Origin of the sequence: Frateuria sp. GZRR33 (assembly GCF_051900425.1) — a bacterium.
Classification (GTDB): Bacteria; Pseudomonadota; Gammaproteobacteria; order Xanthomonadales; family Rhodanobacteraceae; genus Frateuria_A.
Map to the genome: position 1 here is coordinate 13,280 of NZ_JBHZGK010000018.1, position 22,082 is coordinate 35,361.

Sequence of the window (22,082 nt, forward strand, 5' to 3'; positions counted from 1 at the left end):
TGTTAAACAGTTGTTGCTGTCATACTCGGCGCGCTCGAAAGAGCGGGGGAAGCAGGGATCTACTTCACCGGGGAGTGCACATGAAATACGACTTGAATCACTTGTCTTTGGCAGTGCGTCTTGCGTTGAGTGCGGGTGTTTTTTCGGTAGCGGGGGTGGCTCAAGCGCAGGTGACGACGCCGGACAATCCGACCTCGTCCGAGCAGGCTGCGCAGGACCAGAACGCTCCTTCCAAGAAGGAGGCAAAGACCCTTGAGTCGATCCAGGTCACCGGCTCGCTCATCCGCCGCGTGGACGCCGAGACGGCCAGCCCGGTGGTGACGCTGGACCGCACGACCATCAGCAACTCGGGCAAGCCCGTGCTGGGCGACGTGCTGCAGCAGATGCCGAGCATCTCCGGCAACGCCACCAACCCGCAGAACAACAGCAACGGCGGCGGCGTGGCCAGCCCGTTGCTGGAAGCCGGTGACGGCGCCTCGCGCGTCTCGCTGCGCGGCCTGGGCAACAACCGCACGCTGGTGCTGGTCAACGGCCAGCGCATGGCCAACCCGGACATCAACCTGATCCCGCCGGAAATGATCGAGCGGGTCGACGTGCTGGCCGAAGGCGCCTCCACGGTATATGGCTCCGACGCCATCGGCGGCGTGGTCAACTTCATCCTGCGCAAGGACTTCAAGGGCGTCCAGTTCAGCCTGAACGACGGCATCTCCAGCCACGGCGACGCCAAGCGCCACGGCTTCAACCTGACCGGCGGCATGACCGGCGAGCGCTACAGCATTGCCGCGGGCATCGACTACAACAAGTACGACGAGACCCTCGCAGCCAGGCGCAAGTTCTCCCGGCAGCAGCTGTACCTGTCGAGCGGTTCGGTGGTCGCGGCCGGCTCCAGCTCGATCCCGACCGGCCGCATCCAGGTGCCCGCCTCGGTCGCCGCCCAGTATGGCTGCGCCGTCGATCCGGCCACCGGCACCGCCCAGGTGACGCTGGCCTCGGGCGACGGATCGAGCCTGGGCGACTACCGTTGCCGGCTCTCCTCCGACACCTACAACTACGCCGCGCTCAACTACATCCAGACCGCGCAGAAGCGCACCAACGGATTCTTCCTGGCGGACTTCAACGTCACCGACAACGTGACCGCGTTCGTCAACGCGTTCTACAACCACACGGTGTCCAGCGGACAGGACGCGCCCTCGCCGGTCGGCACGGGCGACGGCCTGATCATCTCCGCCGACAACCCGATCAATCCGTTCGGCATCACGTTCAGCCAGAACGCGATCCCCGGCGATCCGAACAGCGGCTACAACTTCCAGACTCGCCTGACCGGTGCCGGCACGCGCGTGCACAGCTACACCACCAACACCGGGCAGATCAACGCCGGGCTGCGCGGCAATTTCGGCCAGACCAGCAGCTGGATCTGGGATGCGTCGATCAACTACAGCCACACCAAGCGCGACCAGCGTGACACCAACGAAGTGGACATTCCCTCGTTGCAGGCCGCCGTCGATGCCGGCGCGAACATCTTCGATCAGGCCAATGCCGGCGACGTGCTGAGCTCCGGCGTGAAGACGCCGATCTACGTGTTCACCCAGTCGACCAAGCAGGCCCAGGTCGATGCCAGCGGCGAGCTGTGGGACCTGCCTGCCGGGCCGGTGCAGTTGTCGGTCGGCGCGTTGTACCGCAAGCAGTTCATGAACTACACCGTGAGCGACTTCGCGGTGCTCAACCCGGTGACCACCACCTGCCAGATCCTGCAGGAGGCCTGCGGCTCGCCTGGCCGCGGCAGCTATGACGTCAAGGAGGTGTTCGCCGAAACGCTGATCCCGCTGGTGTCGGACGTGGCGTGGGCCAAGTCGCTGTACCTGGACCTGGGCGTACGCAGCTCCAACTACAGCACCACCGGCACGACCACCAACGGCAAGATCGCGATCGAGTGGCGCCCGACCGATACCTTGCTGGTCCGCGGCACGGTTTCGCAGGTGTTCCGCGCGCCCAACCTCAACGAGCTGTATGACGGCCGCACGCTGGTCCAGCCGGTGCTGAACGACCCCTGCGTCGGACGCACCGCCGAGGAACTGGCGGCGCACCAGGCCGCCTGCCAGTTTGTTCCGGTGAACTGGGCCGGCAACTCGCCGGCGCAGGTGAACACCTTCTATTCCGGTGCCTCCACGGTGGGCGCGACGTTGAAGCCGGAAAAGGGCAAGTCGATCGACTTCGGCCTGGTCTACGACCCGGACTGGGCGCCGGGCCTGTCGACCAGCCTCGACTTCTGGCACATCTACCTGTCCGACACGCTGACCGCGATCCAGGCCGATACGGTCGTCAACTCCTGCTACAACAACAACGCCAGCCCGTACTGCTCGTTCATCACCCGCCAGGACAACACCAGCCGCCAGCCGGGCCAGGTGTTCCTGATCAACACGCCGGTGGTGAACCTGGGCACGCTCAGCACCTCCGGCATCGACTACACGCTGCGCTACAAGATTCCGCACTTCAATGTCGGGAGCATGGACCCGGGCAACTTCCGGGCGGGCCTCAACACCAGCTACACGTCGACCTACAACGTCAACGCCACGCCGGGCGAGCCAGGGGCGGAGTCGGTCAATTACGCCGGCACCTATACCCCGCAGTTCGGCAACATCTCGCGCTGGCGCGGTACGGTCACGCTCAACTGGGGCAAGGGCAACTGGAATGCGCAGTGGCAGTCGCGCTACATCAACCACCTGACCGCGCTCAACGCCGACTACGCCATCGCCGGCGTCAACATCCCGGTCGCCTCGGTGCTGTACCACTCGATCCAGCTGGGCTACAACGTGCCGGCGATCCACACCAAGTTCGACATCGGCGTGGACAACATCATGGACAAGCAGCCGCCGCGGCTTTACCAGAACGGTTCGAACTACAACGTCGACACCGCCACCTACGATGTACTCGGACGCTACTACTGGGTCCGTGCGACGGTGAAGTTCTGACGCACCACGCCAGCGCAAACTGACTGGCACCCGGGAGGGGCCGCGGATCGCTCCGCGGCCCCTCTTGCATAATGCGGTTCGCCGACCGCGCCCGAGGACGCATGCCCCACCCCACCACCGATCTCGCCAACGCCATGGCCGGCGCGTTCAACGCCGGCGACATGGAGCGCGTGATCGCGCTTGCCAGCCAGGCCGGCGGCACCGCGGACGAGGGGATCGAGCTGCTGCTCGGGCTGGCGCAACAGGCCACCGGCCGTTACGGCCACGCCGCGGCGACGTTCCGCCGACTGGCGCAGCGGCGGCCGGAGGTCTCGGCCTACTGGAACAACCTGGGCGTCGCCTGCCGGCTGAGCGGCGACCTTCCCGCCGCCGAGCAGGCCCTGTCGACGGCGATGTCGCTGGCGCCCGACGACGCCGACGTGCTCTACAACCGCGGCCTGCTCTACATCCAGCAGCGGCGCTGGACCTCCGCGCGGGAGATCCTGCTCGACGCGGTGGACCGCGCGCCAGAGGTGATCGAGGCACGCCTGCAGGCCGCGTTCGCCTGCTACGTCTGCGGGGACAACACCGGGCAGGAGGCCATGCTGGCTGGCGCCGGCGACTGGCCGGGACAACCGGGCGAACAGGCCCTGGTCCTGTCGACCATGCTCTCGGCGCAGGGCGATCTGGAGGCAGCGCTGGCTGCGCTGGCGCGGGCGCAGTTGCCCGGCGGGCAGGCGGGTGAGTCCTTGCGGTGGCGCATCGCCGCGCAGCGGGTCCTGCTGCATGAGCGCAACAACCAGCTCGAGCAGGCGCGGCGGGAGCTGGAGCGGCTGCCGCTCGACGCACTCGACGCGTTGCCGCCGGAGGCCCATCCGGCGCGCGCGGATGTCTGGCGCGCCCACGCCGCGCTGGCCATGCGTGCCGGCTCCTGCGCCGACGCCGCAGCGCTGTACCGTCGCGCGCTCGCGTCGGCCGGCGATGAAGAAACCCGCGCCAGTGCGGCGTTCGCGCTGGCCGCGGCATGCGACCGGCAAGGGCTGCACGACCAGGCCTGGCAGGCACTGCAGACTGCCCACGCGGCGCAACTGGACACCGCGCGCGACGTGCTGCCCGAACTGCTGGCGCCCGACAGCCAGCCATTGCAGATGGCCGAGGTCGATCGCACGGCCCTCGTGCGCTGGCGCCCGCTGCCCGCGCCGGACAGCCGGCAGAGCCCGGTCTTCGTGGTCGGCTTCCCGCGCTCGGGCACCACGTTGCTGGAGCAGATGCTCGATGCCCACCCGGACTTCCGGTCGATGGACGAGCGCGCCTTCATCCACGAGCTGACCGAACGCATGGAACAGGTCGGCCAGCACTACCCGGCCGACCTGGCAAACCTCACCGGCGCGGAGACCGACCAGCTGCGCGCCGCCTACGCCCGTATGGTCGGCCGCGTGTTGCCGGACCTCGGGCAGCACCGGCTGGTCGACAAGAATCCGCTCAACATGCTGTGCCTGCCGATGATCATGCGGCTGTTCCCGCAGGCGCGGATCATCCTGTGCCTGCGCCATCCGTGCGACGTGCTGCTGAGCTGCAGCATGCAGCCGTTCCGCTCGCCGGCGTTCATGGTCCTGTGTTCGTCACTGGAACGCCTGGCGCGGGGTTACGTGCAGGCGTTCGAGCAGTGGTACCGGCAGGTGGAGGTGTTTGCGCCGCAGGTGTTCGAATGGCGCTACGAATCGGCCGTCGAGGACCTGGACGGTCACCTCGCGCGGCTCGGTGCCTTCCTGGAGGTCGACGATGCCTTGCCGATGGCCCGCTTCGCCGAGCACGCGCGGAGCAAGCGCTTCATCAGCACGCCCAGCTATGCGCAGGTCACCCAGGGCATCCACCCGCGGGCGGTCAACCGCTGGCACGGCTACCGCGCGCAGTTCGAACCGGTGCTGCCGCTGCTGCGCCCGCTGATCGACCGCCTCGGCTACGCCCTTTGAGCCGCCGCCCGGCGGCGTGACTTCTGGCCTACTCGCGGCAGCCGCGCACGCGGCATGCTGGCTGATCAAACCCCCAAGGAGCCGCCCCATGCACCCACGCCTGTCCCTGCTGGCGCTAGGCGTCGCGCTAGGCCTGAGCGCAAGCGCCAACGCAGCCGAACCGGCCACCGTCGAGCAGCCCAAGCTCACCGCGCAGACGCTCGACTCCGGCGGCACCATGCCCGCCGAGCAGGCGCGCCTGCACTTCGACCACGCGGACCTGCATTTCACGATCGACCCGGAACGGCGCCATCTCGACGGGGAGGCCACGCTGCGCTTCACCGCGCGCGCGCCCACCGACGTGCTGCTGCTGGACCTGGACAAGAACCTGCCGATCCGCAGCATCGCCGTCGACGGCAAGGCACTGGCCGGCAGTGCATGGAGCAATCCCGACGGCCGCCTGCGCATCCGCCTTCCCACGCCGCTGGCCAGGGGCGGCAGCGTGAGCACCACCATCGTCTACGCTGGCCAGCCGCACGTCGCCAATCGCGCCCCCTGGGACGGCGGCTTCGTGTGGAGCCATACCGACGACGGCCAGCCGTGGATCGCCAGCGCCGTCGAGGGCGAGGGCTGCGACCTGTTCTGGCCGTGCATCGACCAGCCCACCGGCGAGCCCGACCTGGTCGACACCTGGGTAACCGTGCCCAAGGCGCTGGCCGCGCCGGGCAACGGCGTGCTGGTCGGCATCAAGGACAACGGCGCCACGCGTACGTGGCACTGGCGGATCAAGCAACCGGACACCTACGCGATCACCATCAACGTGGGTCCGTTCGAGGAGCTCAAGGGCGACTACAGGAGCCGCTACGGCAATACGATCCCGATGGAGCTGTGGTATCTGCGCGGCCACGAGGCGGGTGCGAAGGCGCTGTTCGGCGAGTTCCCGCGGATGCTGGATTTCTTCGAGCAGGAAATCGGCCCCTACCCGTTCGGCGACGAGAAGATGGGTGTGGTGGAGACGCCGCACCTGGGGATGGAACACCAGACCATCAACGCCTACGGCAACGGCTACCCGAAGAGCGAGTACGGCTTCGACTGGCTGCTGCAGCACGAGTTCGCGCACGAGTGGTTCGGCAACCAGGTGACCAACCGCAACTGGGACGACATGTGGCTGCACGAGGGCTTCGGTACCTACATGCAGCCGCTGTACGGGCAGTACCTCAACGGCGACATGCCGTATTTCTCGATGCTGCACGACGAGCGGATGAAGCTCTCCAACACCTCGCCGATCGTGTCGGACCAGCCCAAGACCGAGGAAGGGGTGTACGACGGGACGACCGGGCCAGGCCTGGACATCTACTACAAGGGCTCGCTGGTGCTGCACACGCTGCGCGGGCTGATCGGCGACGATGCGTTCTTCGAGAGCGTGCGGCGGCTGGTCTACGGGCGAGCGGACCCGAAGCCCGGCAACTTCAAGCCGCGTTACGCCACCACGAAGGAGTACATGGCCATCGTCGACCAGGTGACCGGCAAGGATCTGAAATGGTTCTTCGACGTGTACCTGTACGACGCGAAGCTGCCAAGGCTGGAAACGACGCGCCACGGCGACACGCTCCGGTTCCGCTGGGTGACCGGGCATGGCGAGCCGTTCCCGATGCCGGTCGAAGTGCAGGTCGGCCATGCCGTGCACACGCTGCCAATGGCCGACGGCACTGGCGAGCTCAGGGTGCCCGAGGGAAGCCTGATGATCGTCGACCCACGCTCGAAGGTGCTGCGGGACATGCCGCACGTGGAGGCGTTCCAGGCGTGGGAGAAAGCGCAGAAAGCCGCGGCGAAGGAGAAAGCCGGAAAGAAGGACTGAGGGTGTTGGGTCGGGCGGACGCCCCGATCCTCTCCGTCTCCCTTCATGCGTATCGACCGGCTTCCCCGCGAACCGGCCCCTCGCCCTGCCCTCCCCGTAGGGGGAGGATGGTTCAAAGGCACGGCCGCGGGTATTGACCCGATTACGAGTGGCCAGCTCCCTCTCCCCTCCGGGGAGAGGGTTGGGGTGAGGGGTCGCACTGGCCTCGGCCCTGCTGACGGAGCAATGGGTAAAAAGCGCACCCGCATCGATCAGCTTCCGCGCGAGCCCCGGCCCCTCACCCTGCCCTCTCTCCGGAGGGGAGAGGGTTCAATGGCAAGGCAGAACCGACCAAAAAAAAGCCCGGCCAGGCCGGGCTTTTTCATCCTTCAGCGGGGCTGCGCCGCGGGCTTCTCCCGAGGCGTCACCGCCGCAGTGGAGAACTTGCCGCCGTAGGGCAGCACTTCCGCGGCCAGCTTCGGATTGGCCTTGATCATGCCGATGGCGTCGAACAGGATGTGCGCCGTTTCCTGCAGCTCCGGATCCTTGGCGTTCTTGGCTTCCTTCTCCTGCTTGAGCTCGGCCTTGAGGCTGCGCTCGTTGGCGTTGAGGCCGTCGTCCAGCGGGGATTCGTCGCCGGCCAGGCTGCCGTCGGTGCCATCGATCGCCTTGTGGCGGGCGCGGAAATCGGCCTGGATCGCATCCTGCCGCTTGCGCTCGGCCTGGCGCTCGGCAAGGTTGAGCGAGACCGTGGTCTGGTCACGCATCTTCTTGTACTGCGCCAGCTCGTCGAGCATCAGCTGCCAGGCCGGCGACTTGGCTACGCGCGTGTCGTGCTTGGCCTTCAGCTGCGGCAGGTAGGCGGTAAGGTCCGCGACCTGGCTGTAGGGCGCCTTCTGGATCTGCGTCCACGGCAACGCGTTGTCGTAGGTCGATTCGCCGAAGTCCTTCTCGTCACCGTTCTTCGGGAACAGGATGTCCGGCGTGACCCCCTTCAGCTGGGTCGAACCGCCGTTGATGCGGAAGAACTCGGCGATGGTCATCTTCAGCTCGCCGTACTGCGGCTTCTCGCTGTCGCCCTGGGCAAAGCGGTCCAGGTCGACCAGGTTCTGCACGGTGCCCTTGCCGAAGGTCGGCTGGCCGATGATCAGGCCGCGGCCGTAGTCCTGGATCGCCGCGGAGAAGATCTCCGAGGCCGAGGCCGAACCACGGTTGACCAGCACCGCCATCGGGCCGCTCCAGGTCAGGCCGGCCTCATCGTCGCCCTGCACTTCCACCTGGCCGCGCGCATCGCGCACCTGCACCACCGGGCCCTGGTCGATGAACAGGCCGGTCAGTTCGTTGGCTTCGGCCAGCGAACCGCCACCGTTGTTGCGCAGGTCGACGACCACGCCCTGCACGCCGGCGGCCTTGAGCTCGCCGAGCAGCTTGGCGACGTCGCGAGTGGCGCTCTTGTAGTCCTTGTCGCCCTCGCGGCGCGCGCCGAAGTCGGAATAGAAGGTCGGCAGGTCGATCACGCCGATCTTGCGGGTGACGTCGCCGTCCTTGACCTCGATGATCTTCTTCTTGGCCGCCTGCTCCTCGATGCTCACCTTCTTGCGCACCAGGGTGACCAGCTCGTGCTTGCCGTCCAGGCCGGCGTCGGCCGGCAGGATTTCCAGCCGGACGGTGGTGTCCTTCTTGCCGCGGATCTTGTCGACCACGTCATCCAGGCGCCAGCCGATCACGTCGATCATCGGCCCGTCGGTGCCCTGGCCGAGCGCCACGATGCGATCGCCCACGTGGACCCTGCCTGACTTGTCGGCCGGGCCGCCCGGGACCACTTCGCGGATCTGGGTGTACTCGTCACGCGCCTGCAGCACCGCGCCGATGCCCTCGAGCGAAAGCTTCATGGCGATGTCGAAGTTCTCCGCCGCGCGCGGGCCGAGGTAGTCGGTGTGCGGGTCGGTGGTTTCGGCGTAAGCGTTCATGAAGGTCTGGAACGCGTCCTCGCCGTCGAGCTGCTTCACGCGGTCGATATAGCCGGCGTAGCGCTTGTCCAGCGTCTTGCGGATGTCCTCGTCGCTCTTGCCGGCGAGCTTCAGGCGCAGCCAGTCGTTCTTGGTGCGCTTGCGCCACAGGTCGTCGAGCGCCTTCTGGTCGGCCGGCCAGGCGGCGTGTTCGCGGTCGTAGGTGTAGTTCTCTTCCTTGGTCAGGTCGAAGCCCTGCTTGAGCAGGTCGCGCGCGAAGTTCATGCGGTCGATCGCGCGGCGCACGTACAGGTTGAACACGCTGAACGGGCCGGACAGGTCCTTGTTCCAGATGGCGTCGTCGAACTTGGTCTTGAGCGGCTCGAAGCGCGCCATGTCGGCCTGGGTGAAGAACACCTTCTCGCCGTCGAGCATGTCGAAGTAGGCCTTGTAGATCTTGGCCGACATGACGTCGTCGAGCGGCTTGGCGTCGTAGTGGAAGCGCGTGAGGAAGCGCGCGGACAGCTGCGCGGCATCGGCCTGGGTGTCCGTGGACTTCAGCGGCAGCGTGGAAGCCTTGTGGCCTTCTTCGCCCTGCACGGCGGGCGCCTGCGCTTGGGCGTGGGCGGCCGGCAGGACCAGGGCAAGCAGCAGGGCGAGCGTGGGACGCAGGGTCATGGGGATCTCAGGCGAGTTCGGTGACGCCGGCTGCATGGGCCTGCAGGTCGGCATGATAGGAGGAACGCACCAGCGGGCCGGAGGCGACGTGATGGAAGCCCATCGCCTCGCCTGCCTCGCGCAGCGCGTCGAATTCGTCGGGAGTCCAGTAGCGCACGACCGGGTGATGGTGCGGCGTGGGCTGCAGGTACTGGCCGATGGTGATCATGTCCACGTCATGGGCGCGTAGATCGCGCAGCGTCTCGATGACCTGCTCGAAGGTCTCGCCCAGGCCCAGCATGATGCCGGACTTGGTCGGCACGTCCGGGTGCTGCGCCTTGAAGCGCTTGAGCAGGTCCAGCGACCACTGGTAGTCGGCGCCCGGGCGCACCTCGCGGTACAGGTGCGGGACGGTTTCGAGATTGTGGTTGAAGACGTCCGGCGGGTAGGCCTGGAGCACTTCCAGCGCGCGCTCCATGCGGCCCTTGCCGCGGAAGTCGGGAGTCAGGATCTCGATCTTGATGCTGGGGCTGGCATGGCGCACGGCGCGGATGCAGCTGGCGAAATGCTCCGCGCCGCCATCGCGCAGGTCGTCGCGGTCGACCGAGGTGATCACCACGTACTTCAGGCGCATGTCGGCAATGGTCTGCGCCAGGCGTGCCGGCTCCAGCGGATCGGGCGGCTGCGGACGGCCGTGGGCCACGTCGCAGAACGAGCAGCGACGGGTGCACACCTCGCCCAGGATCATGAACGTGGCGGTGCCCTTGGAGAAGCACTCGTGGATGTTCGGGCAGGAGGCTTCCTCGCACACCGTCACCAGCGCGTTCTCGCGCAGGCGCGCCTTCAGTTCCTGCACGGCGTTGCCCTGGGGCAGCCGCACACGGATCCACGAGGGCTTGCGCAGGATCGGCACGCTGGTGTCGAACGCGGCGCGGTTGCGGGCGATCTTGTCGTTGCCCAACTGCTTCTCGGGCGCGTCGACCACGCTGATCGGGATGACCCTGGAGGAAATTTCGCTCATCTGCGACTGCCTAGACCGCGGCGCGCGCGGGGAGTTCGGGGAGGACGGGGGCGGCCGGCACCGCGTGGAAGCCGAACTGGCGGCAGAACTGGTCCACCAGCACGTCCTCGACTTGCGCCAACTGCGACGGGCCGCCCAAGTCTAGCACTTGCGTGACGGCCAAACCCTTGTAGCCACAAGGGTTGATGCGGCCGAACGGCTCCAGGTCCATGGCCACGTTGAAGGCCAGCCCGTGGAAACTGCAGCCCCGACGCACGCGCAGGCCCAGGGCAGCCACCTTGGCGCCGGCCACGTAGACGCCGGGGGCACCCTCCACCCGCGCGGCGTCGATCGACCAGTGCGCCAGCGTATCGATCAGCGCCTGCTCGATGCGGTGGACCAGTTCGCGCACGCCCACCCCGGTCCGGCGCAGGTCGATCAGCGGGTAGCCGACGATCTGGCCCGGACCGTGATAGGTCACCTGGCCGCCGCGGTCGACCGGGATCAGCGGTATGTCGCCCGGTGCCAGCACGTGCTCCATCTTGCCGGCCTGGCCCAGGGTGAACACCGGGTCGTGCTCGAGCAGCCACAGCTCGTCGGGGGTGTCCGGGCCGCGCGCGTCGGTGAAGGCGCTCATCGCCTTCCAGGTGCGCTCGTAAGGCTGGCGGCCGAGGCGGCGGATGAGAAGCGGTCGGGAGTCGGGGGGCATGCAGGCGCTACCGGGGAAATGGGAAGCAGATGAGGCGCGCGGGGCGAAATGCAAGCGGCGGCGAGTTGAAGCCCTCTCCCCTCCGGGGAGAGGGTTTGGGTGAGGGGCGGGGCTCGCGGGGAAGCCGGTTGCTGAAGTTCAAGGCAAGCGCGGCCCCTCACCCCGGCCCTCTCCCCGGAGGGGAGAGGGAGCAAAAAGCCTAAAGCGTGTAGCGGATCGCCGGATCGGCGCGCAGCGCCGCGTGCGCCCCGTCGTACTGCTCGCGGTTGTCGCAGCGGAAGCTCACCGTCACCGAGACGAACTTGCCCTCGCGCGAGGCGCGATGGCTGACCGTCTCGTGCAGCACGTGCAGGCCTTGCGCCTCGAGGATCTGCGGCACCCGCCTGGGCAGATCCGCGCTGGCGTCGCCCATCGCGGTGATCTCGAACTCACCGGGGAACTGGAAGCCCTTACCTTCCCTCTTCGCCTGGCTGAAGTCGATCTCTTGCATCACTTTTTGTCCGCGGCAGGGGCCGTGGCCGCAGCGTCGTCCTTCTTGTCGCCGTGGAACCACAGCAGGATGGAATCCCAAAGGCGCTTGAAGAAGCCGCCCTGGGGGGCATCATTGAGCGCGACCAGCGGCGCCGACTGCAGCGGCTTGCCATCCAGCGTGACGCGCAGCGTGCCCACCTGCTGGCCCTTCTTGAACGGGGCGATCAGCGTGGCGGGGATGTCCATGGTGGCCTTGAGCTGGTCGTACTGCCCGCGCTTGACCGTCACGTCCAGCGGCTGGGTGATACCGAGCGGGAGCGTGTCGGCCTCGCCCTTCCAGAGCTTGGGCGTGGCGAGCGGCTTGTTGGCGTCGTAGAGCTTGTGGGTCTCGTAGAAGCGGAAGCCGTAGTTGAGCAGCGCCATGGCCGAATCGGCGCGGGCCTTCTCGGAGCTGGCGCCCATCACGATGGCGATCATGCGCGAGTCGCCCTGCTTGGCCGAGGCGGCCAGGCAGTAGCCGGCGGCGGCGGTGTGGCCGGTCTTGATGCCGTCCACGCTCGGGTCGCGCCACAGCAGGGTGTTGCGGTTGCCCTGCTTGATGCCGTTCCACTCGAACTGCTTGACCGCGGAGATCGCGTAGTCCTCGGGGAAGTCGTGGATCAGCGCGCGCGAGAGAATCGCAATGTCGCGCGCGGTGGTGTAGTGATTCTCGATCGGGTAGCCCGACGCGTTCTCGAAGTGCGAGTTGGTCATGCCCAGCTGCTTGGCGTAGGCATTCATGAGGTTGGCGAAGGCCTCCTCGGAACCGGCGGTGTGCTCGGCCAGCGCGATCGCCGCGTCGTTGCCTGACTGGATGATCATGCCGTACAGCAGGTCTTTCAGCGGGACCTGGCTGTTGAGCTTGAGGAAGCTGGTCGAGCCATCGGTGCCCGCACCGCCACCGCGCCAGGCGTGCTCGCTGATGGTGACTGGATCGGTCATCTTGATCTTGCCGTTGGCAAGCTCGGCCGAGACGACGTAGTCGGTCATGATCTTGGTGATCGAGGCCGGCTCCACGCGCTCGTCAGGATTCTTGCTGGCGAGGATCTGCCCGGTGGCGTAGTCCATCAGCACCCAGGCCTTGCCGTCGACGTCCGGCGGCGGCGGCACCGGCGCCTCCGGCACGGTCGGGCGCGGCACCGGCGAGGGCTTCGGCGGCGTCTGCTGCGCGAACGCGGCGCCGACGACCAGCGCGGCGGCGGCGAAGGTGGCTAGGGTACGGCGGAAAAAGCTCATCGTCGGTTTCGATCCCATTTCAATAAGTGTGGCTGTAGCCGGCGCCCCGCGCGCCAGCGCGAATGTGCATCGCTCAGTCTACCGCGACCTGCGGTCGGGGGAGGCCGAGCTGTTCGATCTGGTCGGTCACCCGGTCGGCCTGGTCCACGTCGTCCAGCGGGCCGACGCGCACGCGGCGTATGTTGCGTCCGTTGACTTCCACGTCGCTCACCTGCACCGGCGCCAGCCTGGCCGAGCGGAGCCTGTTGGCCACGCGGTCGGCGTTGGCGAGGTCCGAGAAGGCGCCCACCTGCAGCCAGATCGCCGGATGGGCGCCACCCGGTGGGACCGCCGGCTGGCCGGTCAGTTCCGCAGGCGGTGCATCCTCGTCCGGATGCGTGGGGTCGATCGCGTGTACCTCGACCAGGCCGGTGCCCTTGGGCCAGATGCCGATCTTCACGGCGGCGGCGTAGGACAGGTCGATCAGCCGGTTCTCATGGAACGGCCCGCGGTCGTTGATGCGCACGATCACGCTCTTGCCGTTCTCCAGGTTGGTCACCCGGGCGTAGCTCGGCAGCGGCAGCGTCTTGTGTGCCGCGCTGAAGGCATACATGTCGTAGTTCTCCAGGCTCGATGTCTTGTAGCCGTGGAACTTGGCACCGTAGAACGAGGCTATGCCGCGTTCGTCGTAGCCTTGCGCGCTGGAAAGCACGCGGTAGGTCTTGCCGAGCACGGTGTAGGGCGATTTGTTGCCATACAGCGAGCGCGGCTCGACTTTCGGCACCGGCTCGGGAATCTGGCTGACGTCGATCGGCGGCGGGACGCTGTCGCTGCTCTGGCTGTAGCGGCTGGACTGCGGGCGGCTGATGTCGTCGCTGAAGCCACCGCGGCTGCCCTCCGCCCGCGGCCCCACCGTCTTGCCGCCACGCGAGGGGCGCGGATGCGAACCGCCACACCCGGCCAGCGCCAGCGCGAGTATCACCAGGACGCCCGCGCGCCAGCTCATGGCACGGCGTCCGCCGAGCGCACGCCTGCGGCAATGCCCTGGGCGAGCTGGTGCACGGCCAGGGCGTACAGCGGGCTCTTGTTGTAGCGGGTGATGACGTAGAAGTTCTGGAAGGTGAACCAGTATTCGAGGCCGTTGCCGCCCTCGAGCGCCTGCAGGCTGGTCATCCGGCCCGGATCGAACGCTTCGAGCGGCGCGTAGCCCCAGGCCTCCAGCTGCTCCAGTGGCCAGCGCGGCTGCGCGTCGGGCACGTCCAGCGGCCGCGGCGCGGTATCCGGCTGCGCCCGCGCGGCCACCGGGCCGCCGCGCTCCCAGCCGTGCCCGGCGAAATAGTTGGCGACGCTGGCCAGGATGTCCGGCAGCGAGCCCTGCATGTCGATGTGGCCGTCATGGTCGCCGTCCACGCCGAAGTCGCGGATGCTGGAAGGCATGAACTGACCCCAGCCCTGCGCGCCGGCGTAGGAGCCGGTGAGCGTGTCCAGCGGGCCGGCCAGGTGGTCGGCCGGCAGTTCCAGCAGCACCTTCAGCTGCTCGCGGAAGAACTTCGCGCGCGGCGGGTAGTACAGGCCCAGCGTGACCAGCGCATCGAGCACCTTGTACTTGCCGGTGTTGCGGCCGTAGAAGGTTTCCACGCCGAGAATGGCGACCAGGTACTCGGGCGCCACGCCGTACTGGTTGGCGATGCGCTCGGTCAGTTCGCGGTGCTCGCGATAGAACGCCACGCCCTCGTCGATCCGCTTGGGCGTGATGAAGATCGGCCGGTAGTCCTTCCACGGCTTCGCTTCGGCCGGGCGGTTCATCGCATCGATGATCGACTGCTGCATCTGCGCGGCGCTGAGCAACGCATTCAGCTGGCCCGGGTCCTTGCCGGTGTCGCGCGCCACCTCGCGCACCAGTTCGGCCTGGCCGGGATGGACCGTTTTCTCGGCATGCACCGGCGCGACGGCCAGCAGGAGGGCGGCGAGCACGCCGGGCAGGCGGCACGAGTGAAGGAAAGACATGGGGAACACCGCGCGGATCGACATCGCACCCAAGCCTAACACGCGTGCACGCGCGATCCGGGGCGGCATCGGGGCGACGGACTGGCGCCGCTCAGTCATGCATCTTGCGGTTGGCGTGGATCGACATCAGCACGCCGAAACCGCTCAGCAGGCTGACCGCCGAGGTGCCGCCGTAGCTGACGAACGGCAGCGGCACGCCGACCACCGGCAGCATGCCGGCGATCATGCCGCCGTTGACGAAGACGTAGACGAAGAAGCTCATCGCGATCGCGCCGGCGAGCAGGCGCGAATAGGTGTCGCGCGCCTCCATCGCGATCCACAGGCAGCGGCCGATGATGAAGGCATACAGCGCCAGCAGGCAGACCACGCCGACCAGGCCGAATTCCTCGGAGAACACGGCGAAGATGAAGTCGGTGGTGTGCTCGGGCAGGAAGTCCAGCCGCGACTGCGTGCCGTGCAGCCAGCCCTTGCCGAAGATGCCGCCCGAGCCGACCGCGATCTGCGACTGGATGATGTGCCAGCCGTTGCCCAGCGGATCGGCCTCGGGGTTGAGCAGGGTCAGCACGCGGTCGCGCTGGTACTGGTGCATGAAATGCCAGCCGACCGGCACCATCGCCGCGGCGATGCCCAGCAACAGGCCGATGCGCCACCAGGCCATTCCGGAAAGGAACAGCGCGAACGCGCCGGCGGCAGCCACCAGCAGCGCGGTACCCAGGTCCGGCTGCTTGGCGATCAGGCCGGCGGGAATGGCGATCAGCAGGCCGACCACCGCCATGTCCTTCCAGCTCGGCGGCAACTGGCGCGGGTGCAGGTACCAGGCCGCCATCATCGGCATGGTCAGCTTGAGCAGTTCGGATGGCTGGAAGCGCATGAAACCGAGATCCAGCCAGCGGTCGGCGCCGCGGCCCTCGCCCAGGATCGCCACCACCACCAGCAAGGCGGTGCTGCCGGCGTAGAGCCACGGGGTCCAGCTGCGCAACACGGTGGGCGGGATGCGCGAGATCAGCAGCAACAGCGCGGCACCCAGCACGAAGCGCGCCGCCTGTCCGCCGACCAGGCCCAGGTCGCCGCCACCAGCGCTGTACAGGGTGATCAGGCCGACCGTGGCGAGCACGAGCAGGCCGGTCGCCAGCGGAAGATCGATCCGTGGCCGGGTCAGGATCCGGCGCAGGAAGCGGCGCATGCGTGCGTAGAGCATCCCGATCATCGCGCGGTGCCTCCTTCGGCCGGCACCGGCACATCCTCCGGCGGCAACGGCGTCGTCGGCACGGGTGCGGCCGGCGAGGACTGCGGGGGTGCCGCTGCGCCGCCCTGGGTGGCGAGCCAGGACTCCATCACCGTGCGCACGATCGGGCCGGCCGCCTCGGCGCCCCAGGCGCCCGCCTCGAGCATGGCGACCACCGAGATCTTCGGATCGTCCGCGGGCGCGAAGGCCTCGAACCAGGCGCGGTGGCGCGCGGCGAGGTAGGCGGTGTTCTTGTTGGTGTCGTAGGCCGACGTGGTGCGCGAGAAGCGCTCGGCCGTGCCGCTCTTGCCCGCCACCACGAGCGGGAAGCCGATGAACTGCCTGGCGCCGGTACCGCGGGTCACCACCGCTTCCATGCCCTGCTTGATCACCTCCAGGTGAGCCGGGTCGCTTACGAGCGAGGGCCCGGTCGGCGGATTGGGCAGCGCTACCTTGGGCGCGTCGACGCCATCCTGGGTGGCCATCACCAGCTTGGGCGCGCGCGGGATGCCCTGCCCTGCCAGGATCGACACCGCGTGCGCCAGCTGCAGCGGGGTCACCGCCCAGTAACCCTGGCCGATGCCGGCGATGATCGTTTCGCCCGGGTACCAGGGCTGGCGCGAATGCTCCATTTTCCACTCGCGCGAGGGCAGGATGCCGTTTTCCTCACCGTCGAGGTCGATGCCGGTTTTCCTGCCGAAGCCGAAGCGGCCCATCCAGTTGCTCAGCCGGTCAATGCCCAGGTCCAGCGCCAGCTTGTAGAAGTAGGTGTTGGTGGATTTCTCGATCGCCTCGACCATGTCGACCACGCCGTCGCCGCCGCGCTTGTCGTCGCGGTAGCAGCGCGAGGACCCGGGCAGGCAGAACTCGCCGGTCGACAGCACCGTGTCCTGCGGCTTGCGGACGCCGTAGGCCAGGCCGCCCAGCGCGAGGAACGGCTTGACGGTGGATCCCGGCGGATACACGCCCCGCAGCGCGCGGTTGTAGAGCGGCTTGTCCGGCGCGGTGGTCAGCGCCTTGTAGTCGGCGCTGCTGATGCCGTTGACGAACAGGTTCGGATCGAAGCTGGGCACACTGACCATCGCCAGCACCTGGCCGTTACGCGGGTCGATCGCCACCGCTGAGCCGGCGCGGCCGTCGAACGCGGCCATCGTGGCCTTCTGGATGCGCACGTCGATGGACAGGTAGAGATTCTTGCCCGGGATCGGCGCATGGGTCTCGAGTACGCGCTGGGTACGCCCGTCCGCGTTGACCTCCACCAGTTCGTAGCCGGGCGTGCCGTGCAGCATGTTCTCGTAGGAGCGCTCGATGCCGCTGCGGCCGACATGGCTGGTGCCCTGGTAGCGGTCAGGGTCCAGCCGCTTGAGGTCGTCGGCGTCGATGCGGCCGACGTAGCCGATCACGTGCGCGAACAACTCGCCGTAGGGATAGTGGCGGGTGAGGTAGGGCACGACGTCCACGCCGGGAAAACGCCAGCGGTTGATCGCGAAGCGGGCGATGTCGTCCTCGGAGAGGTGCATTTTCAGCGGCACGCTCTCGAAGCGCCTGCTCTGTTTCAGGCGCTTGCGGAAGTCGGCGACGTCGTCGGGATCGAGCGGCACCACGGCGCCGATCTGCGCGAGCATCGCACTCATGTCGGGGACCTGCTCGGGCACCACTTCGAGCCGGAAGGCCGGCACGTTGTCCGCCAGCAGGACGCCGTTGCGGTCGTAGATCAGGCCGCGCGCCGGCGGGATCACCTTCGGCTTGACGCGGTTGTTCTCCGACCGGGTCACGAACTCGTCGTGGCGCATCACCTGCAGGTAGAAGAAGCGTCCGGACAGCGCAATCAGGCCCAGCACGATCAGGGCGAAGCCGACCAGCGAGCGCCGCTGGAACAGCGCCGCCTCGCCGCGCGGGTCCTTCAGGGCACGCCGCTTCTTCATTTCATTGCAGGCGCAGGCGCATGCGCAGGTCGTCCAGCAGCAGGAACACGAACGGCCACAAGGCGGCGCCGACGAACGGCGAGATCCACCAACTGGCCGGCGGCAGCGCATCGCCGGCGAACACGCGCACGATAGTCAGCAGGATGCGGTCGTTGACCAGCAGCGCCATCACCGCCAGCGTTTGCTGCCACATCGGGAAGAAGCGCAGCCGCGAGCGGAAGCGCAGCGCGATGAATACCAGCGCAGTCAGGCGCAAGGCCTGCTCGCCCAGCAACACGCCGTCGAGCAGGTCGGCGGCCAGGCCCATCGTGAAGGCCAGTCCCAGCGTCACCCGTTCGCCCGACTCCAGCGACCAGTACAAAAGCACCAGCGCCGGCCAGTAGGGCTTGAACGGTTCAAGAACATCCGGCAGCGGCACCAGCATCGACAGCAACGCGATCACCAGCGTGCCGATGAACCACCACAGAGCCAGGCGCTGGCGGTTCATGGTTGTCCCTTCGCCGGCGGCGCGGCCCTGGTGGCATCGCCCGCGGGGGCGAGGTCGGCCGGCGGTCCCATCGGCGGCACCGGCTCGGGCGGACCCACCGGCTCGGCCTGATCGTGCAGCAGCAACACGTCCTCGCTGCGGCTGATGTCCGCGCTGGGTTGCGCCTGCGCCTCCAGGAACATGCCGGTGGCCGCGGGCGCCACGCGGGTAACCTCGCCAACTGGGAAGCCGGGCGGGAAGCGACCGCCCAGGCCGGAGGTCAGCAGTCGGTCGCCTTCGCGCACGTCGGCCGCCATCGGGATGGTCGGCAGCACCAGCCGGTCGCCCTCGCGGGAACCGTAGGCGATGGTGCGCAGGCCAGTGCGTTCGACGGTCACCGGCAGGGCGTTGTTCGGGTCGGTGATGAGCATCACGACCGAGGTTGTCGGCAGCGTCTGGATGACCTGGCCCATCACCCCGCGCGCATCGATCACTGGTTGCCCGGGCTTGACGCCGTCGCGGGCGCCGACATTGAGCAGCAGGCGATGACGGTAGGCGCCCAGGTCGACGCCGACCACGCGCGCAAGCTGCACGTTGAGTTCCAGGCTGCGCTGGGTGTCGAGCAGTTCCTTCAGGTGTTCGTTCTGCTGTGCCACCGCGGCCATGCGATTGAGCTTGGCGTTGGCCAGCAACAGATCCTCGCGCAGGCGCTGGTTCTGGTCGGTCAGCCGCTGGCGGTCGGCGAAGGCCACCGAGAGCGTGCGCATGCCCTCGACCGGCAGGCCGGCGAGCCGGTACAGCGGCTCCACCGCCACGGCAGCGCCGTAGCGGATGCGCCACATCCAGCCGTTGCGGTGGTCGAGCACCATCAACACCATCGCCAGCGCGAGGTAGCCGATCAGCCGCAGCGTGCCGGTCGAACCGGCGAACAGGGGCGAGGATTCCTGGCCCATCACGAGGATCCGAAAAGGAAGGGGCGACGCAGACAGTCGCCATCAAGCGTGGCAGAACGCACCGGCATGGCACAACGGATGGGCCGTGCTCCATCGCACAGGAGGCCCGGGACGGGTGGCCGGATCGGCCTCAGTCCCATGTCAGCAACACGGCTCGCATGCCCCTGCGCAAGCACGGCCGCCGCGGCGCGGCAGCCATGCCTTGCCCTCAATCCGGCGCGAAGAAGTCGCTGCCGTGCTGGTCGATCAGTTCCAGCGCCTTGCCGCCGCCACGGGCGACGCAGGTGAGCGGATCGTCGGCGACCTGGACGTGCAGGCCCGTCTCTTCGGAGATCAGCCGGTCGAGGTCGCGCAGCAGGGCGCCGCCACCGGTCAGCACGATGCCGCGTTCGGCCACGTCCGAGCACAGTTCCGGCGGCGTCTGCTCCAGCGCGGACTTGACCGCCGCCACGATGCCCGAGAGCGGTTCGTGCAGCGCTTCGAGCACTTCGTTGGAGTTGATCGTGAACATGCGCGGCACGCCCTCGGCCAGATTGCGGCCGGAGATTTCGATCTCCTTGACCTCACTCTGCGGGAACGCGCAGCCGATCTCGATCTTGATGCGTTCGGCGGTCGATTCGCCGATCAGGGTGCCGTGGTTGCGGCGGACGTAGTTGATGATCGCCTCGTCGAAACGGTCCCCGCCCACGCGCACCGACTGCGAGTAGACGATGCCGTTGAGCGAGATCACCGCCACCTCGGAGGTGCCGCCACCGATGTCCAGCACCATCGCGCCGCGCGCCTCGTGCACGGGGATGCCGGCGCCGATCGCGGCAGCCATCGGCTCCTCGATCAGGAACACGTCGCGGGCGCCGGCACCCTCGGCCGATTCCTTGATGGCGCGGCGTTCGACCTGGGTCGATCCGCACGGTACGCAGACCAGCACGCGCGGGCTGGGACGGAGCATGCGCGACTTGTGCACCTGCTTGATGAAGTGCTGCAGCATCGCCTCGGTCATGGTGAAGTCGGCGATCACGCCGTCCTTCATCGGGCGCACCGTGGCAATGTTGCCCGGCGTGCGCCCGAGCATGCGCTTGGCGTCGCCACCGACGGCGGCCACCGCACGCGGACCACCCGGGCCGCGATCCTGGCGGATCGCCACCACCGACGGCTCGTTCAGGATGATGCCCTGCCCACGCACGTAGATCAGCGTGTTGGCGGTGCCGAGGTCGATGGAAATATCGTTGGAAAAGATGCCGCGGAACTTCTTGAACATGAGGCCTGGCGCGCCGGCTGAAAAGGGAAAAGTAAGCGCGTCAGTCTAGTGAGCGGGTACTACCCACGCAAGCGCGAAGACGTTAAGAAAGCCTTGTAGAACGCGATGATGCGCGCATTTCATGACTCCCGCCGCGGCTTCGCCCGGCAACCGGCTGTCGCCTTGGGCGAAGCGTCGCGCTACGATTGCAGGGTTTGCCGGACGACTACCCGTCCGCGCCGCTCACTGGGGTTTGCTCGAACATGTCAGCCGTCATCTGCGGTTCGCTGGCCTACGACACCATCATGGTGTTCCCGGACCAGTTCAAGAACCACATCCTGCCGGACAAGGTCCACATCCTTAACGTCTCCTTCCTCGTACCGCAGATGCGCCGCGAGTTCGGAGGCTGTGCCGGCAACATCGCCTACAACCTGAAGCTGCTCGGCGGCGATCCGCTGCCGATGGCGACGGTCGGGCAGGACTTCGGCCCCTACCGCGAACACATGATCCGGTGCGGCATCCGCCTGGAAGGCGTGCGCGTGTTCGAGGACCAGTTCACCCCGCAGTGCTTCATCACCACGGACCTGGACAACAATCAGATCACCGCCTTCCATCCGGGCGCGATGTCTAGCTCGCACCACAACCACGTGGGCGACGTGGCCGACGCCCGGTTCGGCATCGTGGCGCCGGACGGGCGCGAAGCGATGTTGCAGCACACGGACGATTTTGCCGCCCGCGGCGTGCCTTTCATCTTCGATCCTGGCCAGGCGATGCCGTTGTTCAACGGCGACGAATTCCGTTCGATGATCGGCAAGGCGAACTACGTCATCGTCAACGACTACGAGTCGCAACTGCTGCAGCAGCGCACCGGCTGGTCGGCCGATGAGATCGCCAGTCGCACGCAGGCCTACATCGTGACGCTGGGGCCGCGCGGTTCGCTGATCCACACCGACGGGCAGGTGATCGAGATTCCTGCCGCCCGCGAGCGGCAGGTGATCGATCCCACCGGCTGCGGCGACGCATACCGGGCGGGCCTGATGTTCGGCATCATGCGCGGCTACGACTGGCCAACGATCGGTCGCATGGCGTCGCTGATGGGCGCGCTCAAGGTCGAGCATCCCGGAACGCAGAACCAGCGTTTCACCTACGACGAGTTCGCCGAGGCTTTCCGCGAGCAGTTCGGCTACGCGCTTTAGGGCCGATCGGCGCGCCGCGTGTGCCGCGCGCCGCAAACCGCCACGCCCAGCAGGACCAACCAAGGGAGCGCTGCTGTCCAGGGCGGCCAGCGCGGTTGCAACCACGCGGTGACGAGCGCGTAAGCTCCCCCGCTAGGCAGACATCTCGAAGGTAGAACTTTCTGGCATCGTTCCGAGCCAGGAGGTTCCATGAAGAAGTCGAAGTTCACCGAGACGCAGATCGTCTCGATCCTCAAGCAGGCCGACGCCGGGGTGCCCATCAAGGACATCTGTCGCCAGGCCGGTATCAGCGTGCCGAC

The 22,082-nt window shown here is 67.7% G+C and carries 17 protein-coding genes; 5 read left to right on the forward strand and 12 right to left on the reverse strand.

The genetic code is table 11. The annotated features are described in order from the left end of the window. Positions 1–155: 155 nt before the first annotated feature. The 3 genes from ACFWZU_RS15810 to ACFWZU_RS15820 all read left to right on the forward strand — a co-directional run bounded on the left by ACFWZU_RS15810 (position 156) and on the right by ACFWZU_RS15820 (position 6,758). The gene (locus ACFWZU_RS15810; RefSeq protein ID WP_439702481.1) at positions 156–2,969 is read left to right on the forward strand and encodes a TonB-dependent receptor domain-containing protein; all 2,814 of its coding nucleotides are present in this window, start codon (positions 156–158) and stop codon (positions 2,967–2,969) included. Positions 2,970–3,070: 101 nt separating this feature from the next. Then, positions 3,071–4,921 carry a sulfotransferase gene (locus ACFWZU_RS15815; protein ID WP_439702482.1) on the forward strand — a complete coding sequence of 617 codons (1,851 nt, stop codon included), beginning with the start codon at positions 3,071–3,073 and terminating at the stop codon, positions 4,919–4,921. Between the two features lie 88 nt (positions 4,922–5,009). Beyond that, positions 5,010–6,758, forward strand: a complete 1,749-nt coding sequence (locus tag ACFWZU_RS15820; protein WP_439702483.1) for a M1 family metallopeptidase — start codon at positions 5,010–5,012, stop codon at positions 6,756–6,758. Positions 6,759–7,126: 368 nt separating this feature from the next. On the opposite strand, the gene ACFWZU_RS15825 is transcribed toward ACFWZU_RS15820, so the two are convergent. The 12 genes from ACFWZU_RS15825 to ACFWZU_RS15880 form a co-directional block, all read right to left on the reverse strand. Continuing rightward, positions 7,127–9,364, reverse strand: a complete 2,238-nt coding sequence (locus ACFWZU_RS15825) for a carboxy terminal-processing peptidase (protein ID WP_439702484.1) — start codon at positions 9,362–9,364, stop codon at positions 7,127–7,129. Between the two features lie 7 nt (positions 9,365–9,371). Further along, entirely contained in the window at positions 9,372–10,364 is a 993-nt protein-coding gene (lipA, locus tag ACFWZU_RS15830) for a lipoyl synthase (RefSeq protein WP_439702485.1), read from the reverse strand. Positions 10,365–10,374: 10 nt separating this feature from the next. Then, on the reverse strand, positions 10,375–11,052 hold the full coding sequence (gene lipB, locus ACFWZU_RS15835; protein WP_439702486.1) for a lipoyl(octanoyl) transferase LipB: 678 nt from the start codon (positions 11,050–11,052) through the stop codon (positions 10,375–10,377). A gap of 199 nt (positions 11,053–11,251) precedes the next feature. Further along, the gene (locus tag ACFWZU_RS15840; RefSeq protein WP_439702487.1) at positions 11,252–11,542 is read right to left on the reverse strand and encodes a YbeD family protein; all 291 of its coding nucleotides are present in this window, start codon (positions 11,540–11,542) and stop codon (positions 11,252–11,254) included. Then, on the reverse strand, positions 11,542–12,798 hold the full coding sequence (locus ACFWZU_RS15845; protein ID WP_439702488.1) for a D-alanyl-D-alanine carboxypeptidase family protein: 1,257 nt from the start codon (positions 12,796–12,798) through the stop codon (positions 11,542–11,544). Before ACFWZU_RS15845 ends, ACFWZU_RS15840 begins: the two co-directional genes overlap by 1 nt. 73 nt (positions 12,799–12,871) lie before the next feature. Then, a complete protein-coding gene (locus ACFWZU_RS15850; protein WP_439702489.1) occupies positions 12,872–13,783 on the reverse strand; it encodes a septal ring lytic transglycosylase RlpA family protein in 912 nt (303 codons plus the stop codon). Further along, positions 13,780–14,784 carry a lytic murein transglycosylase B gene (mltB, locus tag ACFWZU_RS15855; protein ID WP_439702490.1) on the reverse strand — a complete coding sequence of 335 codons (1,005 nt, stop codon included), beginning with the start codon at positions 14,782–14,784 and terminating at the stop codon, positions 13,780–13,782. The genes ACFWZU_RS15850 and mltB overlap by 4 nt, the downstream gene beginning before the upstream one ends. A 91-nt stretch (positions 14,785–14,875) precedes the next feature. Next, complete coding sequence (gene rodA / locus ACFWZU_RS15860; protein WP_439702491.1) at positions 14,876–15,991, reverse strand: rod shape-determining protein RodA; 1,116 nt, start codon at positions 15,989–15,991, stop codon at positions 14,876–14,878. Continuing rightward, positions 15,988–17,934 (reverse strand): penicillin-binding protein 2, encoded by a 1,947-nt coding sequence (mrdA, locus tag ACFWZU_RS15865; RefSeq protein WP_439702492.1) that lies wholly within the window; start codon positions 17,932–17,934, stop codon positions 15,988–15,990. The genes rodA and mrdA overlap by 4 nt, the downstream gene beginning before the upstream one ends. 1 nt (position 17,935) lies before the next feature. Then, entirely contained in the window at positions 17,936–18,421 is a 486-nt protein-coding gene (gene mreD / locus ACFWZU_RS15870) for a rod shape-determining protein MreD (RefSeq protein ID WP_439702493.1), read from the reverse strand. After that, positions 18,418–19,353 (reverse strand): rod shape-determining protein MreC, encoded by a 936-nt coding sequence (gene mreC / locus ACFWZU_RS15875; RefSeq protein ID WP_439702494.1) that lies wholly within the window; start codon positions 19,351–19,353, stop codon positions 18,418–18,420. The genes mreD and mreC overlap by 4 nt, the downstream gene beginning before the upstream one ends. Positions 19,354–19,561: 208 nt before the next feature. Further along, entirely contained in the window at positions 19,562–20,608 is a 1,047-nt protein-coding gene (locus tag ACFWZU_RS15880; protein ID WP_325166135.1) for a rod shape-determining protein, read from the reverse strand. Between the two features lie 242 nt (positions 20,609–20,850). Between ACFWZU_RS15880 and ACFWZU_RS15885 the strand changes: the two genes are divergently transcribed. Continuing rightward, entirely contained in the window at positions 20,851–21,783 is a 933-nt protein-coding gene (locus ACFWZU_RS15885; RefSeq protein WP_439702495.1) for a carbohydrate kinase family protein, read from the forward strand. Positions 21,784–21,972: 189 nt separating this feature from the next. Further along, positions 21,973–22,082 (forward strand): transposase (locus ACFWZU_RS15890; RefSeq protein WP_439702045.1); only part of this gene is annotated, 110 nt, incomplete at its 3' end.

Coding starts and splice junctions, on each gene's coding strand:
- ACFWZU_RS15825 (WP_439702484.1), bottom strand. CDS start 9,364: ATGACCCTGCGTCCCACGCTCGCCCTGCTGCTTGCCCTGGTCCTGCCG.
- ACFWZU_RS15880 (WP_325166135.1), bottom strand. CDS start 20,608: ATGTTCAAGAAGTTCCGCGGCATCTTTTCCAACGATATTTCCATCGAC.
- ACFWZU_RS15850 (WP_439702489.1), bottom strand. CDS start 13,783: ATGAGCTGGCGCGCGGGCGTCCTGGTGATACTCGCGCTGGCGCTGGCC.
- lipA (WP_439702485.1), bottom strand. CDS start 10,364: ATGAGCGAAATTTCCTCCAGGGTCATCCCGATCAGCGTGGTCGACGCG.
- lipB (WP_439702486.1), bottom strand. CDS start 11,052: ATGCCCCCCGACTCCCGACCGCTTCTCATCCGCCGCCTCGGCCGCCAG.
- mrdA (WP_439702492.1), bottom strand. CDS start 17,934: ATGAAGAAGCGGCGTGCCCTGAAGGACCCGCGCGGCGAGGCGGCGCTG.
- rodA (WP_439702491.1), bottom strand. CDS start 15,991: ATGATCGGGATGCTCTACGCACGCATGCGCCGCTTCCTGCGCCGGATC.
- ACFWZU_RS15840 (WP_439702487.1), bottom strand. CDS start 11,542: ATGCAAGAGATCGACTTCAGCCAGGCGAAGAGGGAAGGTAAGGGCTTC.
- mreD (WP_439702493.1), bottom strand. CDS start 18,421: ATGAACCGCCAGCGCCTGGCTCTGTGGTGGTTCATCGGCACGCTGGTG.
- ACFWZU_RS15885 (WP_439702495.1), top strand. CDS start 20,851: ATGTCAGCCGTCATCTGCGGTTCGCTGGCCTACGACACCATCATGGTG.
- mltB (WP_439702490.1), bottom strand. CDS start 14,784: ATGTCTTTCCTTCACTCGTGCCGCCTGCCCGGCGTGCTCGCCGCCCTC.
- mreC (WP_439702494.1), bottom strand. CDS start 19,353: ATGGGCCAGGAATCCTCGCCCCTGTTCGCCGGTTCGACCGGCACGCTG.
- ACFWZU_RS15815 (WP_439702482.1), top strand. CDS start 3,071: ATGCCCCACCCCACCACCGATCTCGCCAACGCCATGGCCGGCGCGTTC.
- ACFWZU_RS15845 (WP_439702488.1), bottom strand. CDS start 12,798: ATGAGCTTTTTCCGCCGTACCCTAGCCACCTTCGCCGCCGCCGCGCTG.
- ACFWZU_RS15820 (WP_439702483.1), top strand. CDS start 5,010: ATGCACCCACGCCTGTCCCTGCTGGCGCTAGGCGTCGCGCTAGGCCTG.